This is a genomic window from Desulfosporosinus acidiphilus SJ4 (genome assembly GCF_000255115.2).
Lineage (GTDB): Bacteria > Bacillota > Desulfitobacteriia > Desulfitobacteriales > Desulfitobacteriaceae > Desulfosporosinus > Desulfosporosinus acidiphilus.
In genome coordinates, this window is sequence record NC_018068.1 from 2,509,720 (window position 1) to 2,525,895 (window position 16,176).

Annotated in this window: 14 protein-coding genes; 11 read left to right on the forward strand and 3 right to left on the reverse strand. The window is 38.1% G+C overall.

Annotated elements, in window-relative coordinates; genetic code table 11:
* The 3 genes from DESACI_RS11450 to DESACI_RS11460 all read left to right on the forward strand — a co-directional run bounded on the left by DESACI_RS11450 (nucleotide 1) and on the right by DESACI_RS11460 (nucleotide 4,723).
* Nucleotides 1-2,361 (forward strand): PEP/pyruvate-binding domain-containing protein, encoded by a 2,361-nt coding sequence (locus DESACI_RS11450; protein ID WP_014827358.1) that lies wholly within the window; start codon nucleotides 1-3, stop codon nucleotides 2,359-2,361.
* A 640-nt stretch (nucleotides 2,362-3,001) separates the two neighbouring features.
* Nucleotides 3,002-3,304, forward strand: coding sequence for a flavodoxin family protein (locus DESACI_RS23085; RefSeq protein ID WP_014827361.1), 303 nt, complete (start codon nucleotides 3,002-3,004; stop codon nucleotides 3,302-3,304).
* Nucleotides 3,305-3,562: 258 nt separating this feature from the next.
* Nucleotides 3,563-4,723 carry an acyltransferase gene (locus DESACI_RS11460; protein ID WP_014827362.1) on the forward strand — a complete coding sequence of 387 codons (1,161 nt, stop codon included), beginning with the start codon at nucleotides 3,563-3,565 and terminating at the stop codon, nucleotides 4,721-4,723.
* 171 nt (nucleotides 4,724-4,894) lie between these two features.
* On the opposite strand, the gene DESACI_RS11465 is transcribed toward DESACI_RS11460, so the two are convergent.
* Together DESACI_RS11465 and DESACI_RS11470 are read right to left on the reverse strand one after the other, a co-directional pair.
* Entirely contained in the window at nucleotides 4,895-6,499 is a 1,605-nt protein-coding gene (locus tag DESACI_RS11465) for an IS1182 family transposase (RefSeq protein WP_014825273.1), read from the reverse strand.
* A 119-nt stretch (nucleotides 6,500-6,618) separates the two neighbouring features.
* Entirely contained in the window at nucleotides 6,619-7,083 is a 465-nt protein-coding gene (locus tag DESACI_RS11470; protein ID WP_014827363.1) for a C40 family peptidase, read from the reverse strand.
* Nucleotides 7,084-7,328: 245 nt separating this feature from the next.
* Here DESACI_RS11470 and DESACI_RS11475 point away from each other — a divergent pair, with 245 nt between their 5' ends.
* The 6 genes from DESACI_RS11475 to DESACI_RS11495 all read left to right on the forward strand — a co-directional run bounded on the left by DESACI_RS11475 (nucleotide 7,329) and on the right by DESACI_RS11495 (nucleotide 12,547).
* Entirely contained in the window at nucleotides 7,329-7,970 is a 642-nt protein-coding gene (locus DESACI_RS11475; protein ID WP_242833040.1) for a hypothetical protein, read from the forward strand.
* An 84-nt stretch (nucleotides 7,971-8,054) separates the two neighbouring features.
* A complete protein-coding gene (locus tag DESACI_RS24535) occupies nucleotides 8,055-8,198 on the forward strand; it encodes a hypothetical protein (RefSeq protein ID WP_158310172.1) in 144 nt (47 codons plus the stop codon).
* A gap of 279 nt (nucleotides 8,199-8,477) precedes the next feature.
* A complete protein-coding gene (locus DESACI_RS11480; RefSeq protein WP_014827365.1) occupies nucleotides 8,478-8,729 on the forward strand; it encodes a hypothetical protein in 252 nt (83 codons plus the stop codon).
* A gap of 336 nt (nucleotides 8,730-9,065) precedes the next feature.
* Nucleotides 9,066-10,583: a MocR-like pyridoxine biosynthesis transcription factor PdxR gene (gene pdxR / locus DESACI_RS11485; protein ID WP_014827366.1), complete on the forward strand. Its 1,518-nt coding sequence runs from the start codon at nucleotides 9,066-9,068 to the stop codon at nucleotides 10,581-10,583.
* A 40-nt stretch (nucleotides 10,584-10,623) separates the two neighbouring features.
* Nucleotides 10,624-11,808: an aminotransferase-like domain-containing protein gene (locus tag DESACI_RS11490; protein ID WP_014827367.1), complete on the forward strand. Its 1,185-nt coding sequence runs from the start codon at nucleotides 10,624-10,626 to the stop codon at nucleotides 11,806-11,808.
* A gap of 49 nt (nucleotides 11,809-11,857) precedes the next feature.
* A complete protein-coding gene (locus DESACI_RS11495) occupies nucleotides 11,858-12,547 on the forward strand; it encodes an aspartate/glutamate racemase family protein (RefSeq protein ID WP_014827368.1) in 690 nt (229 codons plus the stop codon).
* Nucleotides 12,548-12,559: 12 nt separating this feature from the next.
* On the opposite strand, the gene DESACI_RS11500 is transcribed toward DESACI_RS11495, so the two are convergent.
* Nucleotides 12,560-13,747, reverse strand: coding sequence for an acyltransferase family protein (locus DESACI_RS11500; protein WP_014827369.1), 1,188 nt, complete (start codon nucleotides 13,745-13,747; stop codon nucleotides 12,560-12,562).
* A gap of 394 nt (nucleotides 13,748-14,141) precedes the next feature.
* Here DESACI_RS11500 and DESACI_RS11505 point away from each other — a divergent pair, with 394 nt between their 5' ends.
* Entirely contained in the window at nucleotides 14,142-14,624 is a 483-nt protein-coding gene (locus DESACI_RS11505) for a MarR family transcriptional regulator (protein ID WP_041276447.1), read from the forward strand.
* A 176-nt stretch (nucleotides 14,625-14,800) separates the two neighbouring features.
* Entirely contained in the window at nucleotides 14,801-16,048 is a 1,248-nt protein-coding gene (locus DESACI_RS11510; protein WP_014827371.1) for an MFS transporter, read from the forward strand.
* Nucleotides 16,049-16,176: the final 128 nt, after the last annotated feature.

Sequence of the window (16,176 nt, forward strand, 5' to 3'; positions counted from 1 at the left end):
ATGGGAAATTTCGTGAAGCATTTTAATGAATTAACTCCTGAATTTTATTCTGCTGCCGGTGGAAAAGGCGCTATGCTTGCACGAATGTTTCAAGGTGTTTATCCGGTACCGGAAGGTTTTGTAATTTTGCCCTCAGCCTTTAACGAACAAGGTCTGGATAACAGCGCTTGGCAGGAGATAGAGGCTTACCTCAAGGACATTATTAAGAATTCCGGAGGATCGGCTTTTTTTGCCGTAAGGTCTTCCGGATTGAGCGAGGATTCGGCTTTAGCTTCTTTTGCAGGGGAATTCGAAACTGTTCTCAATGTTGAAGCAGATAAGGTTCGTGACGCAATTCATACGGTATTTAAGTCTACAGAGTCTGAGCGTGTCAAAGTATATAGTTCAGTTCATGGGTTCGAGGAAAGGCATAAAATAGCCGTAGTCGTTCAATTAATGGTGCCGTCGGAACTTTCAGGTGTCTTGTTTACGGCGGACCCCATTACTGGGAGTCATACCAGTATGGCGGGAAACTATGTCCATGGTTTGGGTGAGCAGCTCGTTTCCGGCGAGGCTAATGCCAATCCCTTTAGATTAATGAGGCCAAAAGGCAAGTATGATGGTCCAAAGGAATTTAAACAATATGCGGAAGAGCTTTTTAGATATGCCAACAACTTGGAAAATGATTATAACGGACCGCAGGATATTGAGTGGGCCTTGGCAAAGGACAAATTGTATATCCTTCAATCTCGGCCTGTTACCAGCTTGCGCACCATCAATTACGACAGCTACGAAATTAACGAAAGTCTTGATGGGGATTTCTTGTGGACTAACAATAACGTCGGAGAAGCAATACCCGATGTCATGACTCCTTTTACCTGGAGTTTGATTCGGGAGCTTGATATAGAATGCCAAAGAATCACCGGATATTATTTATGGTCTGGTAATATTTGCGGCAGGGTTTATACAAATGTCAGTATGCTGTTGTCGATTATGCCGCAATTTGGTCTTAGTCTGAATTGGGGTAAACAATTAATAGGAGATGTTTTCGGCAACATCCCCAACGATATCGAGGTACCTCTCTATCCTTTTGAGAAAGTCGCCTTAATTAAGGAATTGATACAAAGAGGTAAGAAGAACGTCAAACGGATAAAAGAGGCGCAAAAAAACAAACAATATTATCTCGATTTCACCCAGCGATGGTGTAATGAGGTCCTCAAACAGATCGATGATTTCAATTCGCGTCAGCAATTGCTCGATCTTTGGTTAAACGAAATAAGGCCCTACGTGTCTAAACTTTGGAATGCGTGGCTCGGAGGAGCAAGCAGTACGACACTAGTAACCCTCCGTAAACGACTCATTAAAATGGTAGGCGAGGAAGAGGCTAATCGTTTGCTTTCAAATGTTCGAGGAGATCATGGTTTAGAAAGCCTGGGGCCTTTAATGGGGATCATGGAAATTACTAAGGGAGAGCTGAGCCGTGAAGATTATATGGCTCAGTATGGTCACCGCAGCCCGCATGAATTTGAAATGTCAATTCCATATCCGATAGAAGATAAAGAATACCTTGATAAGCAGATTACTGAATATAAAAAATCCGGCGTTGATGTCGAAGAACTCTTACAAAAGCAACAAGAGCAGTTTAGACAGGCAAAAGAACGGTTTGATTTGCGTTATCCGGCAAAACGAAAATGGTTGGAAAAGAATCTTTCTAAAATAAGACTAACAGCACAGGATAGAGAATCGTTGCGTTCCGAGTTTGTTAAAACGTTCCGTGTGATACGTTGTTTCATGCTCAAACTTGGAGAACTTACGCAAATTGATAATGTCTTCTTCCTATACTGTTTTGAAGTGCCGGATTTACTCAGAGGCGATGATTCAATGCTTAGACATTTAGTTGTTCGCCAGCAAAATTACGACCTTTACAAGACTCTCCCTGTTATGCCTCAATTTATCAGAGGGCGATTTGACCCCTTTATGTGGGCAAGAGAAGAGGATCGTCGGATCGATTATTTTGGTCCTCGAACGAAACGTTTGCCCTGCGATGAAAACCCACAGGTCATAAAAGGTTTTCCTGGAGCCGCGGGGAAGATTGAAGGAAATGTTCGTCTACTAGAGAGCTTTGCAGAAACAGAGTCATTTCTGCCAGGAGAAATTCTTGTTACTTCAACAACCAATGTAGGTTGGACTCCTCTTTTTCCTAAAGCCGCTGCAATCATAACCGATATAGGAGCTCCTTTGTCACATGCTGCCATTGTTGCACGAGAGCTTGGCATTCCGGCAGTCGTGGGCTGCGGAACCGCAACCAGTAGGTTGAAAACAGGAGACAGGGTGATAGTAGATGGCGGTCAAGGCTTGATTGAAATCTTGAGTCGTAAATAATTCCCAAAGCATAAAGAACTTCAGGTGTTCTCGTATGATTTTTGATCCTAGCAAAGAGTTCTGCTGCTTTAGAAAGAACTAAAACTGGTTTTCATAAGGCCCTATTTAACAAAAGGGAGGCTGAATCATAACAGCCTCCCTTTCCGTATCTATATTTCTCATGCATAGAATTACAATTATATATTTTACTTATAGTAGAATATGATTTATTATAATTACAGAAACAAAATAGTAGCCATCGATCAAATGGAGTTTAAAATTTTTCACACAATAGTAAAAGATGGAGGTGTTAAAAATGAAAAAACAATTGTTAATGTATATTATGGGCTGCCCTGTGTATATTAATGTCAAAGAATCAAATGAAACATTAGTTAACCACGCTGCAAAATAATAATGATTCACTAAAATAATCTCTAAGAAAGGTCGTGCATTATGATGAAGAAGACTAAAATAGATAATAAAACGGTTGGGGTCGATGTAACCAAAGCAATAAATGGAGACATTACTCAATCTAAGGAATATTGGTCTACTTTGGCGGTAATTAGCTGATGGCGAAGTGTTTCCACTTAGATCATTACAAAAGATTATTGAATACTACAGGCCCCGATATTTCATCGACTGAGATATTGGGGCTTGTTTTATGTATTTACGAGAAGATGAGCCTTGTTATAACATTGCTTTATATTTCCACATCCTGAAAATGGTGCTAAAACGTTTTGCGGTAACCTTTGCAGGACAACTAAAGCAATGGTTAGATACGGCTAAAAATATCGGAGGAAAACCCGGTGCTGTTTTTGCTACTGCAAAGCATGTAGATGGCGGAGCAGAAGTGGCGGAACTCTCAATGATTGCTGAGATGTTGGTAAAAGGTATGTTGGTCTACTTGATGGTCAACAAGAACGGGCAAACATATTTGGTGAAAGAATCGCTAGAAAAGCCATAGAGTTGTTTGCTTAAAATCCAAAAGGTGCTAAATCGAAAAAAGTAAACCGACGAAAGGTTTGAAATCCTTAACGGCGGTTTTTTTTGCCAATATAAAAAGTGAATCAGTTTAGACATCGTTAACAAATTATATGTTAAAATAGATTTTGGTTTGTTTTTCACTGAATTTATAATTTATGATTATATCCTCAAGTAAGAAATCAAACCAAGTAAAATTAAAAACCAGTCGCCCTCAGGTTTTAAAGAAAAGTGGTTAGATATGAACAAAGAACATATTAAAGAATTAGACGTCCTAAGAATGATTGGCTTTGCATTTGTTGTTGCCCAGCACATTTTTGGGGCATATGCCTGGCGGGAAGGGGCAAGTTTTTCGGAATCACTGATTCTAAGTTTGCTCTATGTTATTGCTCAACCCGCTGTACCCATGTTTGTGATGATTACTGCGATCAGTCTATTCTATAGTCATACTGAACCAATGAATAAACTAACATTTTATAAAAAACGGATCCTTTATATTTTTCTGCCCTATGTAATTTGGTCTATTATTAATATAATCGATGCCAAACAGTACGGACAGTCTTCTTTTGATCATTTCCTAGGGCAATTGGCCGCCGGTACCGGACGGTACCATCTATGGTACATGTCAATGATTTTAACAATTTACTTGTTCTTTCCGCTGTTATTATGGCTGTCCAAACGGATTATAAAACTGCCTAAATTATATAAAGTGGGTATCCTATTAATTTCTTTTGTGTTATACATAATACTTCTGAGGAATAATGGAATTACTTTATTAATTGGTAAGATCATTTTTACAACCCCTACAAATAACGAGCAAAAATTTATTGACCGAACACCCTTGTTGTACTCAATTTACTTCGTTGTAGGGGCTTATATTATATTCGGATATTCCCGCTTTTTATCGTGGCTCCAACGTTATCGAAAACAAATATTATTTTCATATATACTGTTGATGCTCTATATGTATTTCGCTCAAATATCACCTCATCTTCCCGGACATAAGTATATTATGCCTGGATATCTATACTGTTTTCTAAAAGTTTCATACATGCTTTTTTCTATCCTAATGTCATATTGTTCTGCCTGTTACATTGCAAACCAAAAACCAAAACTATATCGTTTATTCAAAGAAACTTCTCCGTACTCCTATTCGGCCTATTTAGCACATGTTATTGTGCTTCAAGCAGTAGCGATGGAATTAAACAAGGTGTATCCCATAAAAGATTTCTTGGCATCAAGCTTACTCATCTATATATTAACGATTGCATTAACTGTGAAGTTGGTTCAGTTATTAAGTCTGTTACCATTTTCAAAATACTTTCTTGGTACGAACTGTAAGTACCAGCAGAAATACATCAGTAATAGGGATTTTCAATACACCTTCACAGGAAGAGGTTAAAACCTGGAGGTGTCGCAAAACTACTTTTCTAAAGTAGCAAGCGATGCTCCCTTTTTCTTTTTCCCTTGAAAGATATTTATTGGTTTGATTGAAATGCTTAATCTCTACTTTCTTCTTAAATTTGAGTATAACAAAATAAGCCTTCAGGATTAGGCCGTTTTTCTCTCCTTTTTATGCGGTTTTTAGTGGATGAAGGGGTTTCCCAATTCGTTCATTTTGTATTTTAGAGTGAAGTTTATTCACGTTATACCCAAAACACAGCAGCATAAATTCAGTTTTCACACTGTTTTTGCCTCGTGTTAGAAAGCGGTTGAAGTTATAGTCATTTTTGAGGACCCCAAAGGCTCCTTCAACCTGTATGGACCGATTTACTCTTAGCAGTATTCCTTCTTTGGTTGTGATGTTTCTATACGAGATCTGGCGTTTGGCCACAAACGTTTTGGATACTTGCATTCGTCGATTGCCTTTAGCTTTTGTACAGCGACTTTTACACGGACAGTCACTGCAGTCTTCACATTCATAGACTGTTATTTCGGACTGGTAACCGGTTGCTGATGTTCGATGAGTGATTCCAACGGGTTTGAGTTGTTTTCCATTATGACACGTGTATTCATCGATTTCCGCATTGTAAGCCATGTTTTCTCGCTTACTAATATCTTTTTTGAAGCTCTTCTTTTTCCATTGTTCATAGGTCTGTGGCTTTATGTAGCAGGTCTGATGTTTTCCTTCGAGATAAAGATAGTTCTCTTCGCTCTCATAACCAGAGTCTGCGGTAACATTCTCATAATGCGCCTGTAGTTTTGATTCAAGCATATTTAAAAAAGGAATTAATGTGGCTATGTCGTTACGATCCTGGAAGATCCCAACCCCTGTTACATATTCGCTTTCCACGCCAATCTGGACATTGTAAGCCGGCTTTAACTGAGCATTGCGCATATGATCATCTTTCATATGCATGAACGTTGCATCAGGATCGGTCTTAGAGTAGCTATTTCTTCCTTCGAAGAATTGGTGATGTGCATTGTACTTTTCTTGCCGGGTATAGAATTCCTTCAGGCTTTCTATAAATTTCTGCAGCTTTGATTTCCGTTTTCCAATACCGTGAACAAATTCAATCTGCTCTTGCTGACATTTTTCTTCTAGGTAAGAGATAGCAGTCTTAAGATCCTTAAGTAACGTCTCTTTGGTTACGTTGAAGTCCTTTAAATAGGTCAAATTGATCTCCTCAAGACAAGACTGAATTTTCAAGAACATCTTTGCCTCATTTTTGTTAACGACTTTTTTCCAGACAAAGGTATAACGGTTAGCACTGGCTTCAATTTTTGTTCCATCGACAAAGAGGTTCTTAAACTCTACTTCACCAAGCTCATGTAAATGCTTTACCATTTGGAAAAAGAGGTCTTCTATGGCTTCCTTCAGATAGTCTTTTCGGAATCGAGCAATGGTGCTGTGGTCAGGTGCTTTGCATCCTGCCAATAACCACATGAAGTTAATGTCTCTTTTACAGGCGACTTCAATTTTTCGGCTGGAGTAAATGTTATTCATATAGGCATAGGTCAATACTTTAAACAGGATTTTGGGTTCGACTACCGGTTTTCTTCCAGTGGAAGAGTAGGCCTTATACAACGCTTCGTAATTTAATCCCTCCAAAATGTGGCTTAGTAGTCGAACGGAGTCATCCTCTGGTATTAACACGTTAAAATTAAATGGCAAAGCTAATTGATAGTGTCCACCTAATTCGTTATAATTCTTAGTGTGTAATTTGGTTTTTAGCATAACTTAAATTATACGCTAACTGCGAGTTCTTTGGGACCCGCAGTTTTCTATTTTTAGTAAGAAAAAGGGCCGTTGCTTGCGAACTATTTTAGTTCGTTTTGCAACGGCCCCTTCAGTTATTACCTGATTATTCTTTTAGCCCCAACATAAGCTTTCCACCAATAAGGGCTAAAGCGACTGATGGTTACTCCTTTATGACTTGTAGCGTTGATAAATTTACCGTTGCCAAGATAAATGCCAACATGAGTTATCGTATGGCGTGCATTAAAGCTAAAGAAAACCAAATCACCCAGTAAAAGTCGACCTGTCGTGACATAAGTTCCAACGTTATACTGTCCGGAACTTGTCCGCGGGAGAGCGATTCCTGCAACCTTGTATGCGTCCATTGTAAGGCCGGAACAATCAATACCGTAATAACTTGTCCCACCTAAGACGTATCTTGTACCAATGAAACTTTCTGATTTTGCTATAACTCGTTGAACTTTTGCGGCACGAGCAGTATTTGTTGAAGCATTTGCTACTGGAACCATAGCTAATATACCTATCAAGACGGTTATAGTTAATGTTATTATTCTTTTCATCATGTTAACCTCCCAGAAAAAACTTGTCCTTAAAAGGATATAACAAAGGATAACATAATGACAACTTGTAAATCATTATAAGGTTGTTGGAATTAATGGATATTTATGGCCTATTAACTGAGACTGAGTATTTATTACTCCTGCTACGCTGATACAGGAAGAATGGCCTACAATCTTTTATAATAATATTTGCCCTTTACTAAGATTAGGGGTGGGTGACTTTGGGATATTGTGACAAAATAATATAGATGCAGAAGGAAATGCTATATATAAATGGAATAAAGGGGGGTTTAGAAATGTCACTTTTTGAGATTGAAACAAAAGATTCAATTGTTACAGGGCTTCTTGGAGGTTTTATTGGGACCCTTTGTATGGATATATCAAATGCCTTAATTTTCAAAGTTGGGGGTACTGAGAAACTATATGGTCATTTAGCGGGACAATTTTTTGTAAGTCCTTTTAGGACAAATCAGCGAAAAAATTTTCTCTTAGGCGAACTGCTGCACTTTTCAGTTGGTGCTATTTTTGGATTACCAACAATATTTATGCTTAAAAAGACGGGTAAGGATCATTACTTATCTAAAGGCCTGATCACTTCCATGTTAACATGGGGAATTCTTTATACGGGAGGACAAAAGATTGGCTTTTTTAAAAAGCTTCGCTTTACAAAAACTCATTATTCCGCAGCTCTTAACAATGTGATTTACGGATTGGTTTCCGCAAAGACGATGGTTAGTCTTGCTGAGCCAACTATGTTCAATCTGCGAGATAAACAACAATCTCTTAATATCACTATCAATACATCAAATGATATAGATAAAATAAAATTTGTTCAGCCTCAGCCATCGCAAAACACAGCGAATACATATACTATGAATTTGCGAAATTAACAGAAAAAGAACTTTGCAAGTTGTTATCCCCGCGAAGAAGTTCCATAACTAATGAAAATTTAAGGAATTATCTTCTAAGAGAAGGTGAAAAAACAGATTAAGAAAGATCTTATCTGCGAGTTTGAATCTATTGCTTATGAAGAAACTCAAAGCGTCATAAAAAGCAGTTTATGGTTACGCTGTGACGTTTGTAAGTTTGAAAACAGTAATCGCCAGATTGTTCGATAGTTTTAAGTACGGTCTGGCGATTAATTTGATCTGCCTGGCCCTAATCGGGTTTCAAGATCTATAGTTATTAAAGCAAATTCTTTCGGCTAGATAAAATTTTGAGATTAGTAATATTTATGCCTAGCAAAAAATAGTGACTTAATAACAACAGTATGATATAGTTTACATAGTGAATGTAATCACAATCACAAACAAAATCAACAATTGTGAATTGTGCGACAAACTAGTAGCAAGTAATTTGAGCTCAAACCAAATACTAATATCAATGGGGGAATTAAAATGTGTCCATATATTAATGAAGGAATGAATATCGACGGACCCTATTATTATTGTAATGCCGCTGCTCTTGGAGTAAAGTTAAGCGCCAAGGAGTTGGAAGGCATTGGTTGCACAGAGGAACAAAGAAACGTCTGCAAGAGGTTCATGGAAATGATAATGGGATACGTTATGCTTCCGGAGCCTGTTGAAACGAACACTAATGTAATCATTAAGTTAAGCCGAGACGAAAAAACTCTGCAAAAATGCGGTTAATTTTGTCCAAGAAATATCAAGACATATAAAGATATATATTCGAGCTGTAGACATAACTTCATCTTTCGATTAACATATTTTTGAGTAGTTTGTTGCAGCAATGGTAGATATTTGCTGCAACTTAATAACGAGTCAATTTATAAATTCTAGTTCGATCAAGCCTTGGATTCCTTTACGGAACCAAGGTTTTTTCTTTTTTACTTTACTATTCAATTCAAACTAATTAAAGCGTGTTATTCACAATTGGTTGAGTAAAAATATAGTTTATTGGTTGTTGATTATTGGCGTTTTTGGGTTAATAATTTAAATTGGATGAATCCAATGAGGTGATTTGGCATGAGACTAATCATTGATAGAGAAAATCATACGCCTGTTTATCTTCAGATTTCCGAGCAGATACGTCGGATGATTATATCTGGTGAGCTAACCCCTGGCTTCAGGCTTCCGCCAGAAAGGAAGTTGGCTCAAAGTCTTGGCGTCAATAGAACAACAATTTTGAACGCCTATCGCGAACTAAAAGCCGAAGGACTGGTTGGCTCTCATGTTGGAAATGGAACGGTTGTCCTTTCCTATCTTCAGGACGAGTCAGACTTGAGTGATTTCACTTCACAGGAACCGGCATGGAACCAAATTTTTAGTCATCATGCAGATGATTTTGATTCCTACATTCTAAAGGACTTGTTAACCTTAGCAAGCAGAAAAGATGTGATTTCTTTTGCCACAGGGATGGCCTCTCCGGATACTGGTCCTCTAAACGCTTTTCTTGGTATCGAAAAAGAATTAATAGAAAGAAGAAATTTTAAGGCTTTACTTCATTCTCCCACCGAAGGCTTTACCTCATTGCGTGACGCCATTGCCGGTTTGATGCAAAAACGAGGAGTCTATTGCAATTATGATGAGATCATGCTTCTTTCGGGTTCACAACAAGGTTTGGACGTAGCTGCAAGGATAATCCTTGATCCGGGAGACATCGTTGTCGTTGAAGAACCTTCATTTTTTCCTGCTATTCAGGTGTTCAAATCTGTCGGTGCCAGAGTCATGGGGATTCCCATGGACGAAAAGGGCATGAGAATCGAATTACTTGAACAGTTGTTACAGAGGTACAGACCCAAATTGATCTACACAATACCAACATTTCATAATCCAACAGGGATTGAAATGGAGCTGGAACGCAGGAAACGACTAATTGAACTGGCCTATAAATACAAGGTTCTGATTATTGAAGATGATGCTTACGGGGATCTTTGTTATGAAGGTCATTCACTTCCTTTGCTGAAAGCAATGGATAATGACGGGTATGTTATTTACTTAAGTACCTTTTCCAAAACTGTTTATTCTGGTTTGAGGTTGGGTTGGATGACGGCGCATAAAAAGGTTATAAAGAAGTTCGCCGCCGCAAAACAAATTATGGATTTGCATTCTAGTAGTTTATCACAGTGGATAATTGAACAGTTTATTAGAAGCGGGGGACTTAAATCGCATATCCCCAGGCTTTGCAAAGACTATCGGGAAAAAAGAAATGCAATGTACGATGCTTTGGCCAAAAATGCACCGGCAGATTTGCTATGGAATATGCCTAGAGGAGGCTACTATATTTGGTGTAAACTTCCCATCGGAGTTTCAGCGACTAAACTTATGACTAAGGCGGCAGAACGTAAGGTAGTCTTCGTCCCTGGAACACCTTTCTTTACCTCAGAACACGGTGACGATTTTATACGTTTAAACTTCACTTTTGAAGAACTTAAAAATATTACGGAAGGGATTCAGAGGTTGTGTGAAGCTATGAAAGAGTTAATAGATGAACAAAATTGCAGCGATGATTATCCCTCACTGGAGATCAATCCAATCGTTTAATCTAATGGTCTATTTTAGGCGAGATGAAGGAGGAGTTAGCATGGATTTTAAGTATGCGAAGAGAATGGACTTTATAAAGGCCTCTGAGATCAGAGAAATTTTAAAGGTTGCTGAGAGACCGGAGTTTATTTCATTTGCTGGTGGTTTACCTGCACCAGAGCTTTTTCCTGTAGAAGAAATTAAAGAAGTATGTAGAATTGTGCTTGAGGAAGAAGGCGCAAAAGCCTTGCAATATTCAGCCACCGAAGGATATACCCCACTCAGGCAATGGATAGCGCAAAGAATGAATCACCGGTTAGGGACTTGCTTCGATACCGATAATATACTGATAACTCACGGATCACAACAGGCTCTTGACCTAACAGGTAAAGTTTTTCTCGATGAAGGAGATATTGTACTTTGTGAAAGTCCAACTTACCTTGCTGCAATTAGTGCCTTCAGAGCCTATGGCTGTAATTTCGTCGAGGTGCCTACAGATGATGAGGGAATGATACCGGAAGAACTGAATAGGATTCTGGAAAACACTCAAAAGGTTAAATTAATTTACGTCATTCCTGACTTTCAGAATCCAACGGGAAGGACTTGGAGTCTTGAGAGGCGAAAATCCCTAGTTAATGCAGCAACAAAGCACAATGTTATGATTATTGAGGACAATCCATATGGGGAACTTAGGTTTGAAGGTGAAAATTTGCCATCAGTTAAATCCTTTGATCAGGTAGGTTGTGTGCTTTGTTATGGAACTTTCTCCAAAACATTTTGCCCAGGCTATAGAATTGGTTGGGTTGCCGGTGAAAAGTCGGTCATTAGAAAATATGTCCTAGTTAAGCAAGGGACAGATTTGCAATGTAATACCCTTGCTCAAAGGGAAATAGCCAAATACCTTGAGTTGTATGATATTGATAAGCATATTGCCAAGATACGTGAGGTTTATAAACGACGGAAAACTATTATGGTTCAAGCCATGGAAAAGGAATTTCCAGAGGGAGTAACCTTTACGAGACCTCAAGGGGGTTTATTTGCCTGGGTAGAGCTGCCTGCGAACATTAATGCCAGGGATGTCTTGGAAAAAAGTCTGGAAAAAAGAGTTGCCTTCGTACCAGGAGGATCGTTCTTTCCTAACGGCGGAAAAGAGAACACCTTCAGAGTCAATTATTCCAATATGCCGGAGGAGAGGATTAGAGAAGGTATTAAATATCTTGGAGAAACTTTAAAACAGTTTATGTAATATCGGAAAGGATACCAACTAGTAGGGATATTAATGAAGGAGGTTATTAATGAAAACAATAGGTTTAATTGGGGGGATGAGTTGGGAATCATCCTCCGAGTATTACCGTATTCTTAATGAAGAAATTAAAGTAAGGCTCGGAGGTCTTCATTCCGCTAAATGCGTTCTTTTAAGTGTCGATTTTGAGGAAATTGAGATCTGTCAAAGAAATAACGAATGGGAAAAGGCTGCCCGAATTCTGACAAATGCTGCCCATAGTTTAGAGGCTTCAGGTGCCGACTTTATTATCATTTGCACCAATACTATGCACAAAGTTGCTGACGAGATTCGGGCAGGCATTCATATTCCATTATTGCACATCGCTGATGTCACGGCTCAAGAACTTATTTCGAACGGAATTAATGTTGTTGGCCTTTTGGGAACAAGATATACCATGGAACAAGATTTTTATAAGTCGCGTTTAGAGGCTCAAGGCATCAATGTTTTGATTCCCCAGGAAACAGATAGGGAAATCATAAATGATGTGATTTTTAACGAACTTTGCTTAGGATATCTTCTAGAAGACTCTAGAGTTAACTATAAGCGGATTATTCAGGACTTGATTGAGCAGGGCGCAAAAGGAATTGTTTTAGGCTGTACCGAAATTGGTCTATTAGTTAAACCTGAGGATTCCACCGTTCCATTGTTTGACACAACTGAACTTCATGCTAAAGAGGCAGTGAATTTTGCTCTTAGGTAATCGTCCCTATAATCAGGACCCCATAGTATAGTAACTTTTTTTCCCTATTTTTAAGTTTTTCCAAAAGTCTCTAGACAAAGGGGGCACCATTGAGACTACTGTCAGTTTTTGATTTACTTTGCGATAAACTTCAGTTTTAGCCGTTCTATGCAGCGTTATAACTTTTGAACGAGCTTGTTGAATAGTCAAAGAATCTTGATGAGTAATAAATGATAAGCGCAGTTTGTATTTGGGTAGTTTTCCTTTAAATAAAATCTGAGTTAAGAATGATTGGCTAATGATAAAATTAAATGCTATGGATACAAATAATCCGCATAGTGTATATCCTAACCACCCCACTGAAGGGAAAAGTTTAAGTGTTAAGTTTCCTATAGGTCTATGCAAATACATAATAATCAAGGAGTTTACACCACAATAATTTAAAAAATTTCTTAGTTTTCCCTTAACTAAATTATTGCTAATAGCTAGAATAAAGATGGTAAAACATAGAGGAATTATTAAATCCCAAATAAGAGATTTATAGTAAGAATCTTTCATGTTCATGTAGAAATCAATTCTAAAAGCAAAATTAATAAAAGTTAACAACAGACAAGCGATTCCACTAATAAACATAGCGGTTTTTGTTACTAAATATCGTATAATGTTTTTAGAGTAAAAACCAATAGCATAATATACTAAAGCTAAAGGAACTACATCGATATCCAATGGCAACCAATACTGCTTAGTTATATCAACAATAGAATTAGGTATAACCTTTATTGAATATATATGAACAGCAATATATCCAAGAGAGAGGATTGCTATTACATAGGGCGTCTTAAAGTTACTTTTTAATTTGCTAAAAAGAAATTTACTGATTAACAATACTGGAATAAACCAAAATACGCCCCATACTGCTTTTCCACCATAAATATAGTTTTTAAAGGACGATAAAAAGTTTCCTAAGGAAGCAATACCAGGATACATTAAAAAGTTGAATAATATATCTACCGCGGAAAAACTGAAATATGGTAAATAGAACTTGAAGAATTGTCTTTTGAAATCAATTCCATCTCGATATAATAATCCGCTGATTATAAAAAACGCCGGCATGTGGAACCAATACATATACGGTGCATAAGGCCAAGGACTATGGGTTAATATGACACTGATGATTAACAGACCTTTGGCAATATCCAAATATTCCGTTCTCTTATCCATTATTTACCTCGTATTAATTATTTTTTAATTTAAATTTGCAGGGATAGGATATGGCTTTTTTGAAGTGAATAACAATTGAATCGTCGATCCTAATCTTGCTTTGCGTTCAAAATGAAAGCCAATACAAATTCTTTTCTAAGTTTGTTACAACATTTTTCCTCCCTGAGTTTATAGTAAAAGGATAATACTTGTAGCTGAAAATGAGCTTAGAGAAAGCTGAAACTTTAATGAAAAAGCAAAACCCAGATTTATCCTGGAATCAGCTATAGAAAAAACGCAGGTGCATTATTAAATGTGTTATGTATGTCAATAAGATTAATATTGTTGAAGCGGAAACATAAGTTTAATATAATATTGTTAATGCACCAACGGATGGAGGTACGAGGCCATGACTATGACCAAAGAGGAAATGCTCACAATGGGCTTGAGGGACTTATACAACAAGATTGTTTTTATTAATAGGAAGATGGAAGATAGTCTCAAGGGTTATAAATCTTCTGAAGTACATTGCATCGAATACATTGGAAAAAATGAGGATTCCAACGTGACAAAACTTGCGGAGTCCTTTTATATGACTAGGGGAGCCATAAGTAAAATAGCTAAGAAACTTATAAACAAAGGCGTTATCGAAAGCTACCAGAAGCCGGTTAATAAGAAAGAAATCTATTTTCGCTTGACTCAGAGAGGGAAGGAAATTTATAACGTGCACGAGGAACTTCATAAAGAGTTTCATGAGCGGGATAAAGTCGTATTTGAGCAGGTAACTGAGGAACAATTTGATATGATGCTTAGTTTCGTAGAGACGTATCGAAGACATTTGGATGCGGAAATAAAGAAGCAAGAAGAAGATATAGCAAATCGAAATGATTTCGAATAATGGGTGGTATAAAAACATCCTAAAAGGGAGGGTATCAAAACGCTGGAACATCAGCGCATGATACCCTCCTCTTTTATTATTTACCAGGAAACATTATTATTGACAAGGAAACAATACTGAACTAAACTATCTATGTTGCCACGGAAACATAAATAGTTTAGTGAGGAGAAATCTTAATGAGCAGATTTAAATTAATTAATACACAACCTATTGAACAAATCGTTAATAGAAATGCTTTAATATTCGGTCTAATTTCCGTACTTCTTTATGGTATAGGCTTCGGACTTACAACACCTGTTGTTCCATTTTTGGTACAACCCTTTTTTAAGAATGCTGGAAATCAGGCTATGGCTGTTGCACTGCTGACTTTCATCTATGCAATCTGCGTATTTCTGGCAGCTCCCGCGCTTGGAGCTTTGAGTGATCGGTACGGTCGCCGTCCGATACTCTTAGTATGCCTGTTGGGCTCCGCTGCCGGATATCTGATTTTTGGTATCGGCGGCGCTCTTTGGGTATTGTTTCTAGGGCGCATAATAGACGGGCTTACAGGCGGAAATATAAGCACCATCTTAGCATATTTTGCCGATATCACGCCAGCGGATCAGCGAACAAAATACTTCGGATGGGCTGGCGCAGCTGCTGGAGCAGGCACCATCATCGGACCTAGTCTAGGCGGATTGCTTGCAAATTTTGGCTATTCTACTCCCGTGTACTTTGGAGCGATCATAACATTGTTAAATGTTGTCTATGGGGCCTTTTATATGCCTGAAAGTCTTTGCCAAGACCGCAGACTGAAGAAAATCTCCTTTGCGAGGTTGAATCCATTGACTCAATTAGCAAGTATATTATCTATAAAAAACCTAAAATGGATTTTTATTGCGATCTTCTTGCTCGGTGTACCCTCCGGTTCTCTTCAAGCCCTATTTTCTCAACTAGCCAAAGATACCTTTAAATGGGGACCCTGGATAATAGGAGTTATGTTCTCTATTCTCGGCGCCCTGGATATTATTACTCAAAGTCTTCTAATGCCCAAGCTCTTGATTAAACTCAAAGTATCGCAAATAGCAGTTCTTGGAATGCTCTCTGAAACTATAGCTTACGGTCTCATTGCAGTATCTGTTATATTCTCATCCTTTCCATTTTTTATTGCAGGTACAATTGTATACGGTTTTGGAGATGCCATTTTTGGTCCGTCTGTCAATGGGATACTTTCCAGTGCTGTCAGTTCTGAGGAACAAGGCAGGATTCAGGGAGGCAGTCAATCCGTTCAGGCTTTGACACGAATAATCGGGCCTATTCTTGGCGGCGAGTTGTATGTATCTCTGGGACATTTCGCCCCCGCCGTAATGGGTATAATTCTTGTGACAGCGGCAGTAACAGCTATACAAAAAGGTACACATAATCAGTTATGGGTTCAAGACTAACTACAAAAATGAAGACGTCATAATAATAGCGTTACTCACTAAAAATGACTGGATACTAAGTTGTATTCAAATCCTCGATCAACTATAATTGTGATATAAGCAGCGGGAGAGGAGCATTATGATGGATA

Coding starts and splice junctions, on each gene's coding strand:
- DESACI_RS11450 (WP_014827358.1), top strand. CDS start 1: ATGGGAAATTTCGTGAAGCATTTTAATGAATTAACTCCTGAATTTTAT.
- DESACI_RS23085 (WP_014827361.1), top strand. CDS start 3,002: ATGTATTTACGAGAAGATGAGCCTTGTTATAACATTGCTTTATATTTC.
- DESACI_RS11460 (WP_014827362.1), top strand. CDS start 3,563: ATGAACAAAGAACATATTAAAGAATTAGACGTCCTAAGAATGATTGGC.
- DESACI_RS11465 (WP_014825273.1), bottom strand. CDS start 6,499: ATGCTAAAAACCAAATTACACACTAAGAATTATAACGAATTAGGTGGA.
- DESACI_RS11470 (WP_014827363.1), bottom strand. CDS start 7,083: ATGATGAAAAGAATAATAACATTAACTATAACCGTCTTGATAGGTATA.
- DESACI_RS11475 (WP_242833040.1), top strand. CDS start 7,329: ATGCAGAAGGAAATGCTATATATAAATGGAATAAAGGGGGGTTTAGAA.
- DESACI_RS11480 (WP_014827365.1), top strand. CDS start 8,478: ATGTGTCCATATATTAATGAAGGAATGAATATCGACGGACCCTATTAT.
- pdxR (WP_014827366.1), top strand. CDS start 9,066: ATGAGACTAATCATTGATAGAGAAAATCATACGCCTGTTTATCTTCAG.
- DESACI_RS11490 (WP_014827367.1), top strand. CDS start 10,624: ATGGATTTTAAGTATGCGAAGAGAATGGACTTTATAAAGGCCTCTGAG.
- DESACI_RS11495 (WP_014827368.1), top strand. CDS start 11,858: ATGAAAACAATAGGTTTAATTGGGGGGATGAGTTGGGAATCATCCTCC.
- DESACI_RS11500 (WP_014827369.1), bottom strand. CDS start 13,747: ATGGATAAGAGAACGGAATATTTGGATATTGCCAAAGGTCTGTTAATC.
- DESACI_RS11505 (WP_041276447.1), top strand. CDS start 14,142: ATGACCAAAGAGGAAATGCTCACAATGGGCTTGAGGGACTTATACAAC.
- DESACI_RS11510 (WP_014827371.1), top strand. CDS start 14,801: ATGAGCAGATTTAAATTAATTAATACACAACCTATTGAACAAATCGTT.